This is a genomic window from Ottowia beijingensis (assembly GCF_013423955.1).
GTDB classification, from domain to species: Bacteria; Pseudomonadota; Gammaproteobacteria; order Burkholderiales; family Burkholderiaceae_C; genus Ottowia; species Ottowia beijingensis.
Genome location: NZ_JACCKX010000001.1, coordinates 3,190,838 through 3,210,345, shown reverse-complemented (window position 1 = coordinate 3,210,345; position 19,508 = coordinate 3,190,838). Strand labels below are relative to the sequence as shown.

General features: G+C 62.4%; 21 protein-coding genes, 1 tRNA gene and 3 pseudogenes. 21 read left to right on the top strand and 4 right to left on the bottom strand.

What is annotated here, in order from left to right; genetic code table 11:
• The first annotated feature begins 42 nt into the window (after positions 1-42).
• The 19 genes and pseudogenes from H0I39_RS15980 (at position 43) to H0I39_RS15915 (ending at position 14,186) form a co-directional block, all read left to right on the top strand.
• Positions 43-118, top strand: a tRNA-Arg gene (locus tag H0I39_RS15980).
• Between the two features lie 175 nt (positions 119-293).
• Positions 294-1,534 (top strand): annotated as a pseudogene (locus H0I39_RS15975) (tyrosine-type recombinase/integrase).
• 568 nt (positions 1,535-2,102) lie between these two features.
• Entirely contained in the window at positions 2,103-2,423 is a 321-nt protein-coding gene (locus H0I39_RS24230; protein ID WP_180551146.1) for a helix-turn-helix transcriptional regulator, read from the top strand.
• The gene (locus tag H0I39_RS15965) at positions 2,389-3,969 is read left to right on the top strand and encodes a toprim domain-containing protein (RefSeq protein WP_180551145.1); all 1,581 of its coding nucleotides are present in this window, start codon (positions 2,389-2,391) and stop codon (positions 3,967-3,969) included. The genes H0I39_RS24230 and H0I39_RS15965 overlap by 35 nt, the downstream gene beginning before the upstream one ends.
• The gene (locus tag H0I39_RS15960) at positions 3,855-4,193 is read left to right on the top strand and encodes an AICE element replication initiation protein (RefSeq protein WP_506329689.1); all 339 of its coding nucleotides are present in this window, start codon (positions 3,855-3,857) and stop codon (positions 4,191-4,193) included. The genes H0I39_RS15965 and H0I39_RS15960 overlap by 115 nt, the downstream gene beginning before the upstream one ends.
• A complete protein-coding gene (locus H0I39_RS15955) occupies positions 4,187-4,888 on the top strand; it encodes an AICE-type RepA C-terminal domain-containing protein (RefSeq protein WP_180551143.1) in 702 nt (233 codons plus the stop codon). The genes H0I39_RS15960 and H0I39_RS15955 overlap by 7 nt, the downstream gene beginning before the upstream one ends.
• The gene (locus tag H0I39_RS15950) at positions 4,885-5,256 is read left to right on the top strand and encodes a hypothetical protein (protein WP_180551142.1); all 372 of its coding nucleotides are present in this window, start codon (positions 4,885-4,887) and stop codon (positions 5,254-5,256) included. The genes H0I39_RS15955 and H0I39_RS15950 overlap by 4 nt, the downstream gene beginning before the upstream one ends.
• Positions 5,253-5,678, top strand: coding sequence for a DUF5681 domain-containing protein (locus H0I39_RS15945; protein ID WP_257646199.1), 426 nt, complete (start codon positions 5,253-5,255; stop codon positions 5,676-5,678). Before H0I39_RS15950 ends, H0I39_RS15945 begins: the two co-directional genes overlap by 4 nt.
• Complete coding sequence (locus H0I39_RS15940) at positions 5,662-5,877, top strand: hypothetical protein (RefSeq protein WP_066784906.1); 216 nt, start codon at positions 5,662-5,664, stop codon at positions 5,875-5,877. The genes H0I39_RS15945 and H0I39_RS15940 overlap by 17 nt, the downstream gene beginning before the upstream one ends.
• Positions 5,864-6,079 carry a hypothetical protein gene (locus H0I39_RS15935; RefSeq protein ID WP_180551140.1) on the top strand — a complete coding sequence of 72 codons (216 nt, stop codon included), beginning with the start codon at positions 5,864-5,866 and terminating at the stop codon, positions 6,077-6,079. Before H0I39_RS15940 ends, H0I39_RS15935 begins: the two co-directional genes overlap by 14 nt.
• 595 nt (positions 6,080-6,674) lie before the next feature.
• On the top strand, positions 6,675-7,220 hold the full coding sequence (locus H0I39_RS22525) for a hypothetical protein (RefSeq protein WP_257645841.1): 546 nt from the start codon (positions 6,675-6,677) through the stop codon (positions 7,218-7,220).
• Positions 7,136-7,996, top strand: coding sequence for a DNA methyltransferase (locus H0I39_RS22520; RefSeq protein WP_308645873.1), 861 nt, complete (start codon positions 7,136-7,138; stop codon positions 7,994-7,996). The genes H0I39_RS22525 and H0I39_RS22520 overlap by 85 nt, the downstream gene beginning before the upstream one ends.
• A gap of 64 nt (positions 7,997-8,060) precedes the next feature.
• Positions 8,061-8,375, top strand: a complete 315-nt coding sequence (locus H0I39_RS22515; RefSeq protein ID WP_257645840.1) for a DNA methyltransferase — start codon at positions 8,061-8,063, stop codon at positions 8,373-8,375.
• A gap of 202 nt (positions 8,376-8,577) precedes the next feature.
• Entirely contained in the window at positions 8,578-8,763 is a 186-nt protein-coding gene (locus tag H0I39_RS22510; protein WP_257645839.1) for a hypothetical protein, read from the top strand.
• Positions 8,760-9,578 carry a hypothetical protein gene (locus H0I39_RS22505; RefSeq protein ID WP_257645838.1) on the top strand — a complete coding sequence of 273 codons (819 nt, stop codon included), beginning with the start codon at positions 8,760-8,762 and terminating at the stop codon, positions 9,576-9,578. Before H0I39_RS22510 ends, H0I39_RS22505 begins: the two co-directional genes overlap by 4 nt.
• A 121-nt stretch (positions 9,579-9,699) precedes the next feature.
• Complete coding sequence (locus H0I39_RS22500; RefSeq protein WP_257645837.1) at positions 9,700-10,101, top strand: hypothetical protein; 402 nt, start codon at positions 9,700-9,702, stop codon at positions 10,099-10,101.
• A gap of 56 nt (positions 10,102-10,157) precedes the next feature.
• Positions 10,158-10,796 (top strand): AAA family ATPase, encoded by a 639-nt coding sequence (locus tag H0I39_RS22495; protein WP_506329688.1) that lies wholly within the window; start codon positions 10,158-10,160, stop codon positions 10,794-10,796.
• Complete coding sequence (locus H0I39_RS15920; RefSeq protein WP_180551139.1) at positions 10,793-11,182, top strand: hypothetical protein; 390 nt, start codon at positions 10,793-10,795, stop codon at positions 11,180-11,182. Before H0I39_RS22495 ends, H0I39_RS15920 begins: the two co-directional genes overlap by 4 nt.
• Before the next feature lie 139 nt (positions 11,183-11,321).
• Positions 11,322-14,186 (top strand): annotated as a pseudogene (locus H0I39_RS15915) (BPTD_3080 family restriction endonuclease).
• A gap of 265 nt (positions 14,187-14,451) precedes the next feature.
• Here H0I39_RS15915 and H0I39_RS15910 read toward each other — a convergent pair.
• A complete protein-coding gene (locus H0I39_RS15910; protein WP_180551138.1) occupies positions 14,452-14,634 on the bottom strand; it encodes a hypothetical protein in 183 nt (60 codons plus the stop codon).
• Between the two features lie 203 nt (positions 14,635-14,837).
• Here H0I39_RS15910 and H0I39_RS15905 point away from each other — a divergent pair, with 203 nt between their 5' ends.
• Positions 14,838-15,686, top strand: coding sequence for an ImmA/IrrE family metallo-endopeptidase (locus H0I39_RS15905; RefSeq protein ID WP_180551137.1), 849 nt, complete (start codon positions 14,838-14,840; stop codon positions 15,684-15,686).
• A gap of 454 nt (positions 15,687-16,140) precedes the next feature.
• Positions 16,141-16,488, top strand: coding sequence for a hypothetical protein (locus H0I39_RS15900; protein ID WP_257645833.1), 348 nt, complete (start codon positions 16,141-16,143; stop codon positions 16,486-16,488).
• A 39-nt stretch (positions 16,489-16,527) separates the two neighbouring features.
• On the opposite strand, the gene ribD is transcribed toward H0I39_RS15900, so the two are convergent.
• The 3 genes and pseudogenes from ribD to dusA form a co-directional block, all read right to left on the bottom strand.
• Positions 16,528-17,613, bottom strand: coding sequence for a bifunctional diaminohydroxyphosphoribosylaminopyrimidine deaminase/5-amino-6-(5-phosphoribosylamino)uracil reductase RibD (gene ribD, locus H0I39_RS15895; RefSeq protein WP_180551136.1), 1,086 nt, complete (start codon positions 17,611-17,613; stop codon positions 16,528-16,530).
• Between the two features lie 250 nt (positions 17,614-17,863).
• Positions 17,864-18,301: a hypothetical protein gene (locus H0I39_RS15890; RefSeq protein ID WP_180551135.1), complete on the bottom strand. Its 438-nt coding sequence runs from the start codon at positions 18,299-18,301 to the stop codon at positions 17,864-17,866.
• Positions 18,302-18,529: 228 nt separating this feature from the next.
• Positions 18,530-19,503 (bottom strand): annotated as a pseudogene (gene dusA / locus H0I39_RS15885) (tRNA dihydrouridine(20/20a) synthase DusA).
• Positions 19,504-19,508: the final 5 nt, after the last annotated feature.

Here is a 19,508-nt window from a genome sequence, read left to right as displayed (position 1 = left end):
TCGTACACAATGAAGGCCCGCATCGTCGGGCCTTCATTCTTTCTGCCCGTAGCTCAACTGGATAGAGCAGCTGCCTTCTAAGCAGCAGGTCGGGGTTCGAGTCCCTCCGGGCAGGCCAAAACAGACCTCCATACAGTCTCACAACCTCTCAAAACCCGCACGTTTCCTAGCGTTGCGGGTTTTTTGTTGTCTCAGGCCATTTCACTGCGTACCATGAGATACCGTCAAAAAAACGGTATCTCTGACGGTATCTCTGAAGTACCGCACCCGAGATACCGTTAGCAGGGGAAGCAATGGCACTCACAGACACATTCGTTAGACAGGTGAAGCACACCGGCAAAGCCAGCGGGGACAAGCACGCCGATGGCGGGGGCATGTACCTGCTGGTCAAGGCCAGCGGCAGGTACTGGCGGATGGACTACACCCACGCCAATAAACGCAAGACACTTGCATTAGGCGTGTACCCCGAAGTCTCTTTGGCGAAGGCCCGCAAGCGCCGCGAAGAAGCCCGCGAACTCCTGGCCGAAGGACTCGACCCCAGCGCGGCCAAGAAGGCCGAGAAGCTGGCAACCCGCGTAGCCGCAGCCAACACTTTCGAAGCCGTGGCCCGCGAGTTCCACGCCACCCAGGCCAGCGGCTGGAGCCCCGCTATGCAGCGCGGTGGATCGAGCGCATGGAGAAAGACCTGTTCCCGTACATCGGCAAGCTTACGTTGCCCGCCATCACCGCTCCCGTGCTGCTGGACGCACTGCGCAAGGTAGAGAAGCGCGGCGCCAACGAAACCGCCCACACACTGCGCCAGACCGCCGGGCAGGTGTTCCGCTACGGTGTCCAGACGGGGCGCTGCGAACGCAGCCCCGTTACCGACCTGCACGGCGCCTTAAAGCCCGTGGTAGTCAAGCACATGGCTGCGGTGCTGGAGCCAGCCAAGGCGGGCGAGCTGCTGCGGGCCATTGACGGCTACACCGGCCAGCCCATGACCAAGGCGGCGCTGGCGCTATCTGCCCTGCTCTTTCAGCGCCCCGGCAACATCAGGCAGATGGAATGGGCGTGGATTGACTTTGACACAGCCCTGCTGACCATCCCATCCCAGGACATGAAGCGGCGACTGGCGCAGAAGCTCAACGGCAGGCCGCACTTTGTGCCCCTGGCCCCGCAGGCCATCGCCATCTTGAAAGAGCTTCAGCCCCTCACCGGCCATGGCCGCTACGTGTTCCCCAGCCTGCGCACGGGCGAGCGGGCCATGAGTGACAACACCATCAATGCAGCCCTGCGGCGCATGGGCTTTGCCTCCGACGAGATGAGCGCCCACGGGTTCCGGGCCATGGCGCGCACGCTGATGATTGAGCGGATCCCCGGCATATCCGCCGACGTGATCGAAGCCCAACTGGCGCACGGTAAATCTGGACCGCTGGGGGCTGCGTATGACCGCGCCGAATTCATGGAACAGCGGCGCAGGATGATGAGCGATTGGGCAGACTACCTGGACAAACTGCGGATGGGCGCAGAAGTGATTCAATTCAAGAAAGCGTAAGAAGCAGGGGTCTATCACCATCCCCTGGGGGCCTGCTCCACTCCTCCACAACCACCATGCCATCGGGCAGGATCGTTGTTTTTCTGGTACCTGGGGGCTCCGAGCGGCGTGGCTCCTGACCCGGCCACGACTCGGGCACATACAGCGCGCGGCCCACGCGCAACACACGCCCCTCTTTGATCAAAGTTCTTAAGCGGTCATCCACTGTCGTCTCCGGCAGGGATATCGAACGCAGCAATTCGACCCGCGAAACTTTCACACGCCTACCGCCTCGCGTGTGCAATCGCACAAGCGCATCCAGAACCATGAGGCTTGTTGCGCCATGCGGAGCACGTCTTTTGGCAGGCTTTTCCATGATGCAAATCTCAGAAGCTAAATTGCACGTAACTCGTTGACATAAATATTATTTCATCTCAAATGTAACCACTAAATCTCAGAAGTATCCCCCAGTCCGGTTTGGCTCTGATGGCTTGAACTTGCACATTTGATTTGCGCGCACTTTCAAGCCATCGCACCGCTTGCAGCCACTGGCCATGGCTGTTCGCTGTGCATCATCGGAGTCACAGAGATGCCCTGCCAACCTACGCCACAAACGGCCCGTAAACAGCAAACGAAAGCCGCTATACCCCCGGCAAAGCTGGAACAGAACACCGCACAAATCCCGAACTTTGACGACTTGCCGGATACCGCCTGGATTCGGCAGTCTGGGCTGGTGCGAGACCCGAAGCACCCGACCCGCCCCACGCCACTGCCGTTCAGCCCAGCTACTTTTTGGCGGCTGATTGCAAGCCATAAATTTCCGCAACCCACCAAGTTGTCCGCGGGAGTGACGGCTTGGAGGGTGGGAGAAGTGCGTGCATGGCTCAACGAACAGGCCCATTCGGCTTGAAAGGGGTGGTCATGCACACAACCCCTTCCAAAAGAAAATTACCGCCAACGACGCCCTTGACTACACCGGCCTGATCGGCCCAGTTGCATGCCATTTTTGGGGCGACCCGAACGAGCAGCTTTCCAAGCCCAGCGAGCTGCGCTTCGGCAGTCACGGCAGCAAATCCGTTGACCTGGAGAAAAACCTGTTCTTCGACCACGAAGCCGATGAGGGAGGCGGCGTCATCAAGCTGGTGCAGTACGGTACCGGCATCAAAGAACGCGGCGCGGCGCATCAGTGGCTGCTCCAAAACGGATTCATCGGCAATGACCGCGCCAGCACTCCAGCCGGGCGCGAAGTCATGCAAGTCATGAAGTCATGCCCGGCGCCAGCCAAGAGTGCGCCTGCGCCCAAGGCCAGCAAAGCCCCGACCAAGATCGTAAGCACCTACGACTACCGCAATGAACAGGGCGAACTGCTGATGCAGGTCGTTCGCATGGAGCCCAAGACATTCCGTCAGCGTCGCCCCGATGGCGAGCGCTGGAGCTGGAGCGTCAAGGACGTGCGCGTTGTGCCCTACCGCCTGCCTGAGCTGGCGGCAGCGCCCGATGCGGTGGTGTACCTGGTGGAAGGAGAAAAGGACGCAGACCGCCTTGCATCCCTGGGCCTGGTGGCAACCTGCAATGCAGGTGGCGCTGGCAAGTGGCGCAAGGAGCATTCCGAGTTCCTGCGCGGCCGCCATGTGGTCGTCCTGCCCGACAACGATGATGCAGGCCGTGAGCACGCAAGGAAGGCCGTCAAGGCACTGCGCGGCATCGCAACCGATGTTCGCGTCGTAGAACTGCCCGACCTGCCGGAAAAGGGAGATGTGTCGGATTGGCTGGACGCGGGCGGCAGTGTCGCGGCCCTGGAGGACATGCTGAAAGAAGCACCTGCAGCGAACGCTGAACCCGGCGAGGACGAGCCCGAGAAGAAGCCTTCTCAGACTGACCTGCTGGTCAAGTTCGTTCGCGAGCGCTTCGACCTGCTGCACGACAAAAACGGAGACACCTACGCCAGCGACCGCCACACCGGCGAAGTGCGCCGCATGGGTGCACGCCAGTTTCGTGACCGCGTGACAGCAGGTTTCTTCGCACAAATGGAAATTGCAGTGCGCGACCAATCCTGGCGCGAGGCGCTGGGCACGCTGCAGGCCCTTGCCCGGTTTGAGGGCGATCCGCAGGATGTTTACATCCGCGTTGCAGGCTGCGATGGGCGCTACTGGATTGACTTGTGCCATGCAGGCAATAGCCATGCTGTGGAGCTGACCAAAACCGGCTGGAGGGTCGTAGAACGTCCCCGGTGTTGTTCGTGCGTGGCGAGTCCATGCAGCCCCTCCCCATGCCTGTGGGCGGCGGCAGCATCGCGCCCTTGTGGGGAATCGCCAACGTCCCCGAGCAGCAACGTCTGCTGGTGCTGGCCTGGCTGGTGGACTCACTGCGCCCTGACACACCCTTCCCCGGCCTGGAGCTGGTGGGCGAACAAGGCAGCGGCAAGAGCACCACCGCTGAAGCCCTGCGCCGCCTGATCGACCCCAACGGCTGCAACCTGCGCGGCGCACCCAAGACCGTGGAGGATATCTTTGTGGCGGCCGGGCAGAACCATGCTGTCTGCTACGAGAACGTCAGTCATCTTGCAGGCCCCATGCAAGATGCGCTGGCGATTCTGAGCACCGGCGGCGGCTTCGCCAAACGACAGCTTTTCACCGACTCGGAGGAGCACGTCATCAGCGTGCGCCGCCCTGGATGGTGAACGGCATCAGCATCAGCGTGACCCAGCAAGACCTGGTGGATCGCGTCATCAGCGTGGAATGCCCGGTGATCGACACGCGCCAGTCAAGCAGTCAGCAGTGGCAAGCATTCGACCGTGCGCTGCCCGGCATGCTGGGCGCACTGTTCGACCTGGCGGCGGGTGCGCTGCGCGAGCTGCCCAACGTGGGCCTTCCCCGTGAAGATCGCCCGCGCCTGGTGGAGTACGTTCTGTTGGGTATGGCGCTGGCCAAGGCATCAGGCAAGCACCCGAACGAGTTCCTCCAGCAGTTCCAGACAACCCGAGCCGAGACGGTGGCCCGCACCCTCGATGCGAGCCCCGTAGCGTCTGCGGTGCTGGAGTTCATCGAAGCCAACCCCTACGGCATCGAGGCGAGCGTGAAGGACATTCTGACGCGCCTGGAACACTACAAACCTGCGGGTGCTGAAGCCTGGCCGCGTACACCGAAAGGCCTGGGCGATGCGCTGCGACGTGCGTCACCAGCACTGCGCCAGCTGGGCGTAGAGTGCAAAAGTCTTGGCAACATCGGCGGCAAGGTGAAGTGGGCCATCAAAGGCAAACTGGCGACTCCATGTCATGCAAGTCATGAAGTCATCGTTCCGTCTGGTGTCGGGCATGACATTAAGACTTCCATGACTTCGAGTCCGGCTGGGACATTGGCGACGGAGGTGCTATGACGCCAGAAACCATTCTTGCCGACCTACTGGCGTCGGGCATAGAACCCAGCGTGACACCCGACCAAACCGGCATCGTGGTGCCCGCCGGAAAGCTATCGCCATCACAGCGCGCTGCCGTGCTGACCCACAAGCCAGACCTGATCGCGTATTTGCTGGAATCGAGCCGCATCACGGTGCAGCTACTGGAAGTCGCCATGCGCCGCTGCGACCAGTTCAACGACGGCGAGAAGGCCCGCCAGGACATGCGAGAGCAAGTGCTGGAGACACCACCTCACCTGCGACAGGAACTGCTTGAGCACTTCTTGGGCAAGCTGACCCAAGCACCCATCGCATCCCTGAAAGAACAACGGGAGAACAACCATGACTGAAAAAGAAGCCGCCCCAGGGCCACGGCTGGAAACCGGGTCAGTCCGGCAACCCCAAGGGTCGCCCAAAGGGTTCGGGTGACGTGGCACAGATCCGTTCGGCTATCGCCGCCCGTGTGCCCGACCTGCTGGAAGCCATGATGCAGCGCGCGCTCGACGGTGATGTGGGCGCCGCCCGCCTGTTGTTGGAACGCACGGTCGCGCCGCTCAAAGCGACTGACATGGCCCAGCCCCTCAACCTGCCCAATGGCACGCTGACCGAGCAAGGCCGTGCCGTGATGGCGGCCGTGTCTGCTGGCGAACTGGCGCCAAGCCAGGGTGCCGCCCTGATGGGTGCTCTCGGTGCGCTGGCCCGCGTTGCCGAGGTGGATGAACTTGCAGTCCGCGTGGCGGCACTGGAGAGGCACCATGTCAGCAAGTCTTGAGAAGCGCATCAAGGTGCTGGAGGTAACCGCGGCGCCGGTGGTGCCACCGCGCATTCGGATCACCTTTGTCAGCCCAGTGCGTGGCGCGGTCAGCATGAGGCTCTGGAATGGCAGCATGGTCGAGCGTCAGGGCAACGAAACCGAAGCACAGTTCCTGGCGCGCGTGGAACAACTGGAGCCAAACCATGCCCCGTCTTGAAACGCGTGTGGCCAAGATGGAGAAGGCCGCCGCTCCTGTGGACCTCAAGGCCATGAGAGACGACGAGCTGATCACCCATGCGGGCAAGTTCCCCATGTTCTCCAGCGAGATGTATGCAGCGATTGTTACCCTGGTGTTGCGTCGCCCGAGTGCGTTTCCCGTTGTGTACGACGACCCTGACTACGAATCGACAGACTATTAGGAGTGATACATGGCATCCATCAAAACCCGTGTTGCGGGCCTGGAGCAGGCAAACAGAGCAACAGTCCAACGCCAACTGACCGACGCAGAGCGCGCGGTGCGTATGACCCATATCCTCAACCATCCCGAGTCTTCGCCCGTGTATGTGCCATTGCGGAGGTTTCTGAAAAGGGCTTTGGGCCGTGATGTCCTGCTATAACCTCCCTCTTATCGAGATCAGATGGGACGGGGCGAATGACCAATGAACAACAACAGCTGACGACGCTGTTGCTCAACCTGCTGCCAGCAGACCACACCACCGTAGGCAACAGCACGCTGCTGGAGCGATTTTTGGCCGCCGCCCAAGCCGAAGGCCACAAACCGCCCGCCACAGAAGACGACTTCAAAACGGCGCGCGAAGCGCTGGTCGCGGCAGGCCTGGCAGTCAAAGGTAAAGGGCGCGGCGGCGCCACCGCCCGGGCCACCGGCGCGCAGCGGCCCGACTTTGCGCTGGGCGCCCCCACCCCACCAGCCCCCGCCCCTGCTGCCACGCCCAAGCCCCCAAAGCCGCCAAAGCCAAACCCACACCGGCGCAGCCCGACACCGGCGACGCCCAGGTGCTGGCCTACCGCCACCCCGACCGGCGCAAGAACAACCCCGAAGTGGGCCTGGTGAACGCTGAAAGCGACCCCGAGCAACCCAAAACCCGCTGGGCCTACGACCCGCACCTAGACCCTGCACTCCAATTTGACAGCGCCCGTGCCCAGGCCGATGCGCTGATTGCCGATGCCTTGGCCGGTAACGACCCCGCTGCCATGCGCCATGCGTTGCAAACCTTGCAGCGCATGGGCGCGCCCTATTTGCAATGGACGGGCAAGGCCGAGCGCACCAGCTTTGAAGTGGACACCGTGAGCCTGCACGTACACGAGCGCATCGACGCCATGAGCATTTTGAGCAGCGTCGGCAAGCGCCAAAACGCTAGCAATTTAGTAGCTGCTAGCGTAGGTGGGACGGGCGCTAGAGGCCAAAAACACCCAAATTTTTTCAGCCAGGGCTGTTTGAAGCGCCGTTTGAAAGCGTGCCCCTGCGCGCAGCGCTGGATTTCTACAAGCACGACCGCGGCTGGGCCAACCGGCTGGTGGCGGGTGACAGCCTGCTGGTGATGAACAGCCTGGTTAATAAGGAAGGCATGGCCGGGCAGGTGCAGATGATTTACATCGACCCGCCTTATGGGATTAAGTACGGCAGCAACTTCCAGCCCTTTGTGGGCAAGCGCGATGTGAAAGACCGGGCCGACGCGGATTTAACGCAAGAGCCCGAAATGATCAAAGCCTTCCGCGATACCTGGGAGCTGGGCATTCACTCGTATTTGACGTATTTGCGTGATCGGTTGTTATTGGCGCGGGAGTTGCTGAGTGATTCGGGCAGTGTGTTTGTGCAGATTTCGGATGAGAACTTGCACCATACCAAAGAAATACTGGATGAAGTATTTGGTGTCACAAACTCAGTCAGTGTTATAACGGTGCGAAAAACAGGTGCTGTTAGTAGCCCAGATGCACGGTTAAATTCGCTAGCAACCATTGGAGATTTTATTCTATGGTATGCCAAAAATAAAAAAGAAATTAAATATAAACAATTATTTTTGGATAAATTTGATAATGGCTCTGCAGAATCTCAATATCGTCTTCAAGATGAAGTCGGTGCATATCAATCAGTGACTATTGAGTCAAATGGATATGCTGATAAATTTCATTATCCAGTTTTTATTGGTGGACGTGAATTTAGGCCAGCATCAACAAGACATTGGAGTACTACTGAAAATGGAATTTACCGCGCAGAGAAGGCTGGTCGGGTTTTAGTTACACCAGGAAAATTGAGGTTTAAAAAATATCTTGAAGATTTTCCTGTTTCCCTATTGCAAATATCTGGACAGACATGATGGGAGCGGGTGGTTTGATTTATGTCGTTCAAACAAACGAAAAATAATCGAACGCTGCATGCTCATGACCACCGACCCCGGTGATCTGGTCCTCGACCCCACCTGCGGTTCCGGCACCACGGCCTACGTCGCCGAGAAATGGGGCCGCCGCTGGATCACCTGCGACACCTCGCGCGTGGCCATCACGCTGGCCAAGCAGCGGCTGATGACGGCCAGCTTTGACTACTTTGCGCTGCGCTACCCGCATGAGGGCTGCGCGGCGGCTTCATCTACAAGACGGTGCCGCACGTCACGCTCAAAAGCATTGCCAACAATGCCGAGATCGACGCGATTTATGAGCGCATGCACCCGGCCATCGCATCGGCGCTGGCGGCGCTGAATGCGGCGCTCAAGACGCATGCACCGGCCACGCCTTACCCGGTGACCGAGGGCGCACGCAAAGGCCAGAAGCTGGTGCTGGGCCTGCAGGGGCAGGATTTGCAGGAATGGGAGGTGCCGTTCGACCTGCCCGCCGACTGGGCGGCCGAGTTGCAGGCGCCGCTGGCCCAGTTCCACACCGCCCGGCAAAAATGCAGGCCGAAATGGACCGCAGCATTGCCGCCCATGCCGACAGCGAAACCCTGTACGACCAGCCCGAGCGCGACAAGGCCAAGCTGCGCGTGTGCGGCCCGTTCACGGTGGAGGCCGTGCCCTTCCCCACCGTGCTATCACTTGAGGAGCTGCCTGCGCAAGCGGGCAAGCGCCAGGGCCCGATTTGGCCGATATGAGCATTGCCCGCAGCGGCCACACCAGCCGCCAGCACGCCTGGCGCGACGAGCTGCTGAAAACCGGCATTCGCGGCAAGGGTGGGCAGATGCTGCGCTTTGCCGAACTGGAGGTGTTGCCCGGCACCACCAGCGTGCACGCCAGCGGCAGCCTGGACACGGGCGAGCGTGTGGTGGTGAGCTTTGGCCCCGAGCACGGCGCGCTGGAGCAGCGCCAGGTGGAGCGTGCGTTGAACGAGGCGGGCGAACTGTTCCCGCGCCCCAAGATGATCGTGTTTTGCGCCTTCGCCTTCGACCCCGAGGCGGCCAAAGACATCGACGCCCTCAAAGGCATCACCGCGCTGAAGGCGCAGATGAACACCGACCTGCTGACCGAAGACCTGAAGAAGGCGCGCAGCAGCAACCAGAGCTTCTGGCTCATGGGCCAGCCCGATGTGCTGCTGACCGCCTTGCCCGATGGCCTGTGGCAGGTGGAGGTGAACGGCTTTGACTACTTCGACACCGCCAAGGGCGAGCTGGTGTCGGGCGGCAAGGGCAAGATTGCGGCCTGGCAGCTCGACACCGACTACGACGGGCGCAGCCTGTTCCCGCACCAGGTGTTCTTCCCCATGGCGGGCAAGGACGAGGGCTGGATGAAGCTGAAGAAGGACATCCGCGCCGAGCTGGATGCGGACTTGCTGCAGGCGTTTACCGGCACCGTGTCGCTGCCCTTTGCAGCCGGTGACAACCGCATGGTGGCCGTGAAAATTGTGGACGACCGGGGCATTGAGTCGCTGAAGGTGATGCGGCTGGATGCAAGCACACAAGGAGGCCAGTGATGGCAGTTCGTAAAAGCAACCGCCTGAGCCTGCAACAGGTGGGGCCGATCAAGGCGGCCGATGTAATGTTTGGCGACCTCACGGTCATCGTCGGCCCGCAGGCCACGGGCAAGAGCATTTTTTGCAGACGCTCAAGCTGGTGCTGGACCGGGACCACATCCACGACACCTTCCGGCACCACAGCGTGTCCTTCAACGGCGACAGCGGCGCCTTTCTGGGCGGCTACTACGGCAAGGGCATGGCCGCAGCGTGGAACAAAGACGGCTCTCAACTGCGCTGGAACGGCAAGCAGGCCACGTTGCCTGACCTGGCCAGGCCCAGCAAGGGCAAACAGCGCCAGGAAAAGCTGTTCTTCATTCCCGCCCAGCGGGTAATGAGCCTGACGCGAGGCATGACGCAGAACTTTGGCCAGTTCGACTATGGCGACCCGTACACCCTGCGTTATTTCAGCGATACGGTGCATGACCTGCTGCAAAACGAGTTTGGCGCCAAGGGGAGCTGTTTCCGCAACCCAACCGGCTGAACGACACGCTGCGTAAGCCCATCACGCAGCACCTGTACGGCACGGCCAAGCTGGCGGTGGACTCCAAGGATTTCACCAAGCGCCTGGTGCTCAATGTGCCGGGGCACAAGGAAGGTCTGCCCTACACCGCCTGGTCGGCGGGGCAACGGGAGTTCACGCCGCTTTTGCTGGGCTTGTACTGGCTGTGCCCTGCTGGCGGCACGTCCCGGCGCGATGAGATTGAATGGGTGGTGATCGAGGAGCCCGAAATGGGCCTGCACCCGCAAGGTATCGAGGCGGTACTTTTGCTGGTACTAGAGCTGATGAAGCGGGGCTACAAGGTGGTGCTATCCACCCACTCGCCGGTGGTTCTGGATCTGGTGTGGGCCTTGCAGGAATTCAAACAGCTGGGCGGCACGGAGTCGGATGTGCGCAGACTATTGAACCTGCGCGCTGGTGGCTATGCTAACGAGCTGGGCAAAGCCGTGCTGAAGAAGGACTTGCGCGTGTATTTCTTCAGTCGGGACAACGAGGTGAAAGACATTTCCCGTCTGAGCCCCTTGTCTGACGAAACCGCTGAGGCCGAATGGGGCGGACTGGTGGGTTTTGCCAGCCGCACAGGGCAAGTTATTGCCGATGTGGTGAATCGCACAGAAAGCCAGCCCAAGGCCAAGCGCCGCAACAAGGCTGCGAAGGTGGAGGCCCCCGCGCAATGAGCACCAAGAAGCAGGGAGGAAACCGAAAAGCACCCGCAGCGCCTGCGCTGTCCGCTTTTGAGAAGGCCGCAACGGCGGCCGGGCTGACTGCGGCACCAGGCAAGTCAGCCGTAGAAAACCGTTACCGCGGCAGCGTCGAGGGCAAGACTGCCGATACACGGTTCACGGGTAGCCTGGATATGGACGCGGCTTTCAAGCAGATCGAACCTGAGGCGAACCGTTGGGACTTCGGCATTGGGATGCGCAAGCCCGGAAAACAAGAGTTTGCGGTATGGGTGGAGCCTCACTCGGCGTCCAGCCTGGGTGAGGTCAAGACCATTTTGGCCAAGCTCGACTGGTTGCAGGAAAACTGGATCAACCGGAATTTCGGCAACTCAAAGCACTGACCGATGCCTGCGCCGCGCAAGGACATCGACGGTTCCATTGGATGGCAACCGCCCGTGTGGGGATTCGCCCTGGAAGCAGGGAGGCCAACATGCTGGCGGCGCGCGGCATGAACCCGCCATCAACCCGGGTGGTGATCTGATGGCTGCGCCCACCTCTCTGATCATCAACAGCGCGTTTACCGAGCCGCAGCAGCATTGGGCCGAGAACGCTGACCGCACCCTGCGGCTGGAACCTGCACGCCGCCCGGCCGGTTACGAAATCATCGACACGCGCGAGAACACGCGGCGGCAGGTGCCCATTCCGCTGGTGGACACCATCCGCGACCGGGTGCGCCAGTGGCGGCTGGACGGCTGGCCGGGCACCACGGCCATCACGCTGGGGCTGCTGCAGCACTGGTGGGATCCAGACAAGGTGTCGCGCCGGCAATGGCCGTTCTACTTTTGCCAGCTCGAAGCCATCGAGACGCTGATCTGGCACCTGGAGGCGCTGCCCGAATACCGCCAGGGCATCCACATCCAGGGCGACGGCGGTGAGTTCGAGCGGCTGTGCAACAAGATGGCCACCGGCAGCGGCAAGACCACGGTGATGGCCATGATCATCACCTGGCAGGTGCTGAACGCGCTGACCTACCCCAAGTCGCCGCGCAAGTATTCGAGCGCTGTTTTTCTGGTGGCACCGGGCCTGACGGTGAAGTCGCGCCTGCAGGTGCTGATGCCCGGGCATGAAAACAATTACTACGACCAGTTTGAACTGTGCCCGTCCGAGGCGCTGCGGCAAAAGCTCAACCGCGCTGACATCCTGATTGAAAACTGGCACACCCTGATGCCGCTGAAAGAGCAAGAGCGCTCGGTGGTGAAGAAGGGCAAGGAGAGCGACGAGGCCTACACGCGGCGCGTGCTGGGCCCGCGCCAACGCCAAGAACCTGGTGGTAATCAACGACGAGGCGCACCATGCCTACCGCAAGCCCGCCGACATCAAGGTGAGCAAGGCCGATGCCGAGGCGTTTGGCATTGACCTGGACGAGGCCACCCGCTGGGTGGAGGGGCTGGACCGCATCCACAAAACCCGGCGTATTGCCCGTTGCTTTGACCTGTCGGCCACGCCGTTTGCCCCCACAGGCCGCACCAACACCGAAGCGGGTTTGTTCAGCTGGGTGGTGTCGGACTTTGGTCTGAACGATGCCATCGAGGCCGGGCTGGTGAAAACGCCCCGCGTGGTGGTGCGCGACGACGCCCTGCCCAACGCGCAAACACTGCGCCCCAAGCTCTACCACCTGTACCGCGAGCCGGAGGTGGCCGAAGACCTGAACCGCAAGGCCGAAGCCCACGAGCCCCTGCCCGCGCTGGTGCAACAGGCCTACACCTTGCTGGGCGCCGACTGGCGCGCCACGGCGGCCGACTGGGCAGCGCAGGGGCACCTGTCGCCCCCGGTGATGCTGACGGTGTGCAACCGCACCGAGACGGCAGCACGGGTGGAGCATTACTTCACCAAGGGTCACGCGCAGTGGACGGAGCTGCACGATGCCCATCGCACGCTGCGGGTGGACTCGAAAGTGCTGGAAAAGGCCGAGGTGGGCGAGGCAGCGTCAGCGGACAAGGACTACGACGCCCGTCTGCGCGCCATTGTGCAGGCCGCGCGCATTGAGCCGCAGAGCAAAGAGCGTTGGCAGGCCGGCAGCACCAAGAAGGAAGAAGTGCTGCGCGAGCTGGTGGACACGGTGGGCAAGCCGGGCCAGATCGGGCAAGACCTGCAGAACGTGGTGTCGGTGGCGATGTTGTCAGAGGGCTGGGACGCCAAGACCGTGACGCACATCATGGGCCTGCGCGCCTTCACCAGCCAGCTGCTGTGCGAGCAGGTGATTGGCCGGGGCCTGCGCCGCGTGGCCTACGACATCGACCCGGAAACGGGCCTGTACGCGCCCGAGTTTGTGAACGTGTTTGGCGTGCCGCTGTCCGTGGCCATGCCGCCCGGTGGCGACGGGCCGCCACCCCCGCCGCCCAAGCCCAGCGTGCAGATCAAAGCCCTGCCCGAGCGGCAGGTGCGCGAGATCAAATGGCCCAACATCCTGCGCGTGGACCAGGTGGTGCGCCCGCAGCTGGTGGTGGAGTGGAGCAAGGTGCCGCCGCTGACGATTGACCCCGCGAAGGTGGCACTGCATGCAGACATTGCCCCCGCACTGGGCGGCGCAGCCGACTGGAGCCAAATCGTCACCATCGACCTGGAGCAATTGCCCGAGGAGTTCCGGCTGCAAAGGCTGGTGTTCAAGGCCGCGCAGAAGGCGTTTGAGCAGCTGCAGCACCAGTTCAAAGGACAGCGGGAATACCTGCTGTTCCAGCTGGTGCGGCTGGTGGAGGCGTTTTTGGCATCCAGCAAGATCGACATACCGTCGCTGTTCCACCAAGACCCGCTGCGCCAGCGGATTTTGTTCTCGATGCACATGGATGCCATCGTCCAACACCTGATGGCCCATGTGATCGAGCAGAACACCTTGCGGCTGGAGGCCGTGTTTGATGGCGAGCGCCCCGTGGGCAGCACCCGCGACATGCGCACCTGGTACACCACGCGCGTGGCCGAGCCCACGCAGCGCAGCCAGATCAGCCACATCGTCGTGGACAGCGGCTGGGAGAAATACGCCGCTAACGTGGCCGAGACTCACCCGGATGTGGCCGCCTGGGCAAAGAACGACCACCTGGGCTTTCACATCCTGTATTTGTGGAATGGCACCAAACGCAAGTACATCCCTGATTTTTGGTCCGCTTCAAATCTGGCAAGACCTTGGTGCTGGAAATCAAGGGCGAGGATTCACCCCAGGACCAGGCCAAGCGGCGCGCCATGGATCAGTGGGTGCAGGCCGTGAATGCGCAAGGCGGCCTGGGCATATGGGCGTGGGATGTGGTGGTGGGCAGCATGGCTGCCATGCAAGACGTAATGGCTAAGCATGCCTCGCAAGCCGGTATTGATGACGCCCGCCACTCAGACAATCTAACCTCCGAAACGGTGTAACCATGTCGATGCCTGACGGCCGCCTGAGCTGCACCGCGTGTGACTACCGTGGTTTCATGGTGTTTCGACGAATCACGCTGGCCTATCACTTTGCGGACGGCACCACGGTCGATGCACCTCGCGATATTCGATGGTGCAGCGATTGCGGCAACCCCGTGATACGGAGAGTAGTCAACCAGCACTTGAGCCCCTGCAGGCCGAACTGGACGCGCTCAAGGCTTCCTCTGCTACCCCGCGCTATCAGGTCAAGCGATGGTTCTCCAGGCTATTCGGTCTTGGCGCTGATGATCTTCAGAAACGAGCAGATGAACTGCGTGGGCAGATAAGGCTGGCTAAGGCGCGCGGGGACGAATGCCGCTGCCTGACCTGCGCAGGTGTTCACACCTTTCCATTGACCTTTGATGAAAACGGCGTGTGCACCGGATTTCAGCACGACTGCGGCGGACATCTGAAGCTGGACCCCCGATATGGATGCGCCGCGCTTCAACTACGGGCGAGAGACCATTCACCTGGATGAGGCAGGCAAGCGCATTCAGTGAGGCGAGTAAGCAGCTGACCTCTGCAGGCCGCGAGTTGCCGGGCCTTTTAAGAGCGCGATGCAGAGCGCAGTATCACTAAATCCGCAGTCGCAATGGGGGAGTCATGCAGCAAATGGATCTACTCGAATACGAGACAGCCAGGGCTCTTCTCGATCAGTTGTTGGCTGATTCACGGCTGTATCGAACGGGCAAAGACTACCGCGCGCTGCTCGATTTTGTGATTCGGCTGCGCAACTTTGCGCCGTTCAATGCAATGCTTCTGCAGGTGCAAAAGCCAGGGCTGATGTACGCAGCATCGCGTCTGGATTGGCTGGAGCGGTTCAACCGCACAGTGAAGGACGGAGCGCGGCCACTGCTGATTCTGTGGCCGTTTGGCCCTGTGGCCCTGGTCTATGACGTGGCCGATACCCTGGGCGACCCCCTGCCTGACGGTGTTTCGGCATTTGCCGCCCACGGTGCAGTGGACTCCGCCACCTTGGCAGGCTACGCCTCAAAAATGGCCAAAAAGCACATCGTATGGAATGAGGTGGATGCAGGCGACGGCAAGGCGGGATCGATCAAGGTGGCTCTGCGAGCGACGAAGCCTGAGCTGCCCACCAGATATCAAATGTCCGTGAATCGCAACCATGGCCCCAACGTGCAGTTCGCCACGGTGGCACACGAGCTAGGCCACCTGTTTCTTGGACATTTGGGGAAGGACAAGTACCTGAACATCCCGGAGCGCCCGCCACTCCAGCATTCGCAAAGGGAGCTGGAGGCAGAGTCTCTCTCCTACATCGTCTGCGCCCGAAACGGCGTGCTCAGCCAATCAGCAAGCTATCTATCCATGCATGTCAAAAGCGACACCACCGTCGATCAGATTGACCTGTACCAGGTCATGCGCGCTGCCGGACAAGTAGAGGCGCTGCTAGGGCTGACTGCTCACACCAAGTACGAGCGGCCTCAAAAAGCTGTGCGTTGAGGCGTCTTATTGTTCTCGGAGCCTAGTGGCCATTCCAATCCGACAGACCATTGCAAGTCAGCTCGTATCCAAGTGACTCATCCACACCACAACGAGGCGGATTGGAAAATAACGGTACTTTTGACGGTACTTTTATAAATCGAAAATATAAAAGCAAGCATTCATGCGGGTCTTAAAACACTATTTGAACTCCTCCGGGCAGGCCACCACCCCGTCCGCACCGCTACGCCCTGCGCCACTCGCCGAATATTTCAGTTTGGTGACAGTCATGTGATGCGATAGCGGCAAACCAGCGGATGGGCTAGCATCGCAGTCAAGTTCGGTTACAGGTGCCGTTGTTCAGCCGCCTGATGGCCACCGATTCGGTCGATGCGGTCCCGGCGCCCTGCGTAGGGCGCGGCGGGCGCCTCGCATCTCTCCCGCACAATTCAATCCCAGAAGGACCACGCCTCCCATGCGAGCCATCAAAGAAGCCCGTAAATACATCGAGCGCAAGCCAGACGACGAGAGCGCCAAAACGCTGTCACGCCTAGTGCTGGCGCTGGAGTCGGAGATCGACTTCCCGATCACCGACCTGTACAAGCTGGACATGGCGCGCTTCAAGCTGGCGCTGGACATCCTGGACGAATGGCGCCTGGATCGCCACTACGCCAGCAAGGCACGCCTGTTCGATGTGTCGATGCAGATGGCCGTGCTGGGCCGGCCCAAGGCCGAAGCCGATCAAGCGGCCGGCTCCGACAAGAACGGCAAGCAGGACAAAGAGAAAGACAAGGACAAGAGCAAAGGCCACAAGGACAAGTGAGCCTGGCGGGCGTGCGCGGCATCGCCACGCCCCGGCCGATCAGCGCTGGTGCCCAGGGCGGCGCGCACGCAGGCGCAGGTCAGGCCCCACGCGCACGATCTCCGTCCACTCCAGCGCCAGGGCCTGCTCCACTGCAGTGAACGGCCCCAGGGCGGCGATGCCGGCGCCCTCGCCCAGCAGCCGGGGCGCCTGATACAGCAGCAGTTCATCCACCAGGCCCTCGCGCAGCAGCGAGCCATTGAGCTTGTGCCCGGCCTCGACGTGCACCTCGTTCACTTCGCGCGCGGCCAGATCACGGAGCATGGCCGCCAGGTCCACCTTGCCATGCGGGTTGGGCAGTGCCACCACTTGTGCCCCACGTTCGCGCAGCGGCGCCGCGCGCGACGTGTCAGCATCTGACGTGTAGATGAGCACCTCGCGCTGGGCCGCACCCCACAGCCGGGCGCCGGGTGGTGTTTCCAGCCGGCTGTCGACGATCACCAGGCGCGGCTGGCGCAGCACGTCCGGCAGGCGCACGTTCAGTTGCGGGTGGTCTTCCAGCACCGTGCCGATGCCGGTGAGCACGGCACAGGCCCGTGCACGCCACGCGTGGCCGTCGGCGCGTGCGGCTGGCGAGGTGATCCACCGGCTGCGCCCGTTGGGCAAGGCGGTGCGCCCGTCCAGCGAACTGGCCGCCTTCAGCCGCACCCAGGGCGTGCCGCGGGCCATGCGGCTGAAGAAGCCGATGTTGAGTTCGCGCGACGCCTCTGCCCCCGGCCCCACCAGCACCTCGACGCCAGCCGCCTTCAGCCTGGCCAGGCCCTGCCCGGCCACGCGTGGATTGGGGTCTTCGATGGACGCCACGACGCGCGCGATGCCCGCCGCCACCAGCGCATCGAAACACGGGCCGGTGCGCCCCTGGTGCGCACACGGCTCCAGTGTCACGTAGGCGGTGGCGCCCTGCACCGGCAGCCCGCGCGCTGCCGCGTCGCGCAGGGCCATGATCTCGGCATGTGCCTGCCCCACAGGCTGCGTGTGGCCCTGGCCGAGCACCTCGCCATCACGACCCACGATCACGCAGCCGACGGCCGGATTGGGTGGACAGATGAGCCGCGCCTGCTCGGCCAGTGCGAGCGCGGTGCGCATGTGAAGGTCGTGGTCGAGCGCACGCATGGCGGAAAGGAACGAGGCAGGCTCAATGAACTGGAGCCGTGGATTCTATTGAGAATGCCGTAGTACATGACACGCTGCCGGCCCTCACCCCAGCCCTCTCCCAGAGGGAGAGGGAGCTTTCTTTGACGCGGCACGCGCTGCCATGCTTTTAGAAAACGTCAATACGGCGCCCTGCTGCGCGGCCCGCGCCACCACGCGGGCAGCCCCATCCAGAACGGCCGCGTCAGAGCTTGCCGGCGGCAGCCGCTTCGGCGCGGGGCGACGAATCGACCAGTTCCTCGATCACCAGGGTGCGGTAGTAATAAGCCAGCACGGCCCCGCTGGCGGCCAGCGCGGCGCTCAAGGCCTCGGTATCGGCGCGGCCAACCTCGATCAGCAAACCCGCCTTGCCGCCACGCGCCAGTTCGACGAAGCGCAGCATGAACTGGTCTTCGCGCCCTACCGACGGTGCGCCGCCGACATCGGCCGCACGTTTGGCAAAGGTCTGCTGGATGGCGCCGGGCTCGGCCAGTTGGACGGCGCCGACGTCGGGCACCTCGGCCATGCGCGTGGCGGCGGCCTGGGCGGCCGCCGCATCGGCGAACATGGCGAACACATGGTCCGTGGGGTAATAAGCGCCCGCGACGGTGAAATGCTTGGGATCAGCGGTGAATGCGGTCATGAAGGGCTCTCCTCGACAAAATGGTCGTTCCATTGTTGGCGCCGTGCCCCGCGCGGCGTGTAGGAAAGCGGCGCGCATCCGGCGCGGATGACGGCGCCGCCCGGCCCGTGGTTCGCCCCGTGTCACGCGGTCGAGGGCGATGATGATGAACCCATGGCGGTGCCTGTCGACGCTATAAAAATAGAAGCTTTCAGCGCAATACCAGAAAGCGCTGCAGGCCAAAAAGCTTCAAATCTGGATCAATGAGGCCGCGGCGCCTGCCCTCTCGTCCACCAGGTGCGTGCGCGCCTGCGCCGCCACTTCGGCGGCCGGCAGCGGTTTGCGCTTATGGTCGCTCCAGACCTGGCGCCACAGGCGCGCACCGCGGCGGCCATGGTGCAGGCCCAGCATGTGCCGCGCGATGGCCGGCCAGGGCGTGCCGTTGTCGACCGCCTCGCGCGCCATGTAGTCCACCATCGCGGCCTCCACCTCGTCGGGCGACAGCGCATGCGGTTCACCGCCCAGAAAACGCTCGTCCCACGCGGTCATCATCCACGGGTGGTGGTAGGCCTCGCGGCCCAGCATCACGCCGTCGACATGCTGCAGGTGCTCGGCGATCTGCGCGTCGGTGGTCACGCCGCCGTTGAGCGCGATGATCAGGCGCGGAAAGTCGCGCTTGAGCTGGTACACCAGTTCATAGCGCAGCGGCGGAATCTCGCGGTTTTCCTTCGGCGACAAGCCCTTGAGCCAGGCGTTGCGCGCGTGCACGATGAACACGCGGCAGCCGGCATCGGCCACGGTGCCCACGAAGTCGCGCACGAAGGCGTAACTCTCTTCCCTGTCGATCCCGATGCGGTGCTTCACCGTCACGGGCACGTCGACCACGTCCACCATCGCCTTCACGCAATCGGCCACCAGCTGCGGCTCGGCCATCAGGCAGGCACCGAAGGCGCCGCGCTGTACGCGCTCGCTGGGGCAGCCGCAGTTCAGGTTGATCTCGTCGTAACCCCACTGCTGGCCCAGCCGCGCAGCGTGGGCCAGCCGGTCGGGCTCGCTGCCGCCCAGTTGCAGGGCGATCGGGTGCTCTTCAGGGTTGAAGCGCAGGTGCCGCTCGGTGCCGCCGTGGATGGCCGCCCCCGCGTTCACCATCTCGGTGTACAGCCGGGTCCGCTGCGTCAGCTGCCGGTGGAAAAACGGCAATGGCGGTCGGTCCAATCGAGCATCGGGG

What these genes read in the sequence shown, in the direction of transcription:
- H0I39_RS15950 (WP_180551142.1), top strand. Translation starts at nt 4,885, where the DNA reads ATGACGCCAGAAACCATTCTTGCCGACCTACTGGCGTCGGGCATAGAA.
- H0I39_RS15910 (WP_180551138.1), bottom strand. Translation starts at nt 14,634, where the DNA reads ATGTCCGCCGCAGTCGTGCTGAAATCCGGTGCACACGCCGTTTTCATC.
- H0I39_RS15940 (WP_066784906.1), top strand. Translation starts at nt 5,662, where the DNA reads ATGTCAGCAAGTCTTGAGAAGCGCATCAAGGTGCTGGAGGTAACCGCG.
- H0I39_RS22505 (WP_257645838.1), top strand. Translation starts at nt 8,760, where the DNA reads ATGAGCATTGCCCGCAGCGGCCACACCAGCCGCCAGCACGCCTGGCGC.
- H0I39_RS15905 (WP_180551137.1), top strand. Translation starts at nt 14,838, where the DNA reads ATGGATCTACTCGAATACGAGACAGCCAGGGCTCTTCTCGATCAGTTG.
- H0I39_RS22510 (WP_257645839.1), top strand. Translation starts at nt 8,578, where the DNA reads ATGGACCGCAGCATTGCCGCCCATGCCGACAGCGAAACCCTGTACGAC.
- H0I39_RS15955 (WP_180551143.1), top strand. Translation starts at nt 4,187, where the DNA reads ATGGTGAACGGCATCAGCATCAGCGTGACCCAGCAAGACCTGGTGGAT.
- H0I39_RS15890 (WP_180551135.1), bottom strand. Translation starts at nt 18,301, where the DNA reads ATGACCGCATTCACCGCTGATCCCAAGCATTTCACCGTCGCGGGCGCT.
- H0I39_RS15920 (WP_180551139.1), top strand. Translation starts at nt 10,793, where the DNA reads ATGAGCACCAAGAAGCAGGGAGGAAACCGAAAAGCACCCGCAGCGCCT.
- H0I39_RS24230 (WP_180551146.1), top strand. Translation starts at nt 2,103, where the DNA reads ATGCCCTGCCAACCTACGCCACAAACGGCCCGTAAACAGCAAACGAAA.
- ribD (WP_180551136.1), bottom strand. Translation starts at nt 17,613, where the DNA reads ATGCGCACCGCGCTCGCACTGGCCGAGCAGGCGCGGCTCATCTGTCCA.
- H0I39_RS15900 (WP_257645833.1), top strand. Translation starts at nt 16,141, where the DNA reads ATGCGAGCCATCAAAGAAGCCCGTAAATACATCGAGCGCAAGCCAGAC.
- H0I39_RS15935 (WP_180551140.1), top strand. Translation starts at nt 5,864, where the DNA reads ATGCCCCGTCTTGAAACGCGTGTGGCCAAGATGGAGAAGGCCGCCGCT.
- H0I39_RS22515 (WP_257645840.1), top strand. Translation starts at nt 8,061, where the DNA reads ATGACCACCGACCCCGGTGATCTGGTCCTCGACCCCACCTGCGGTTCC.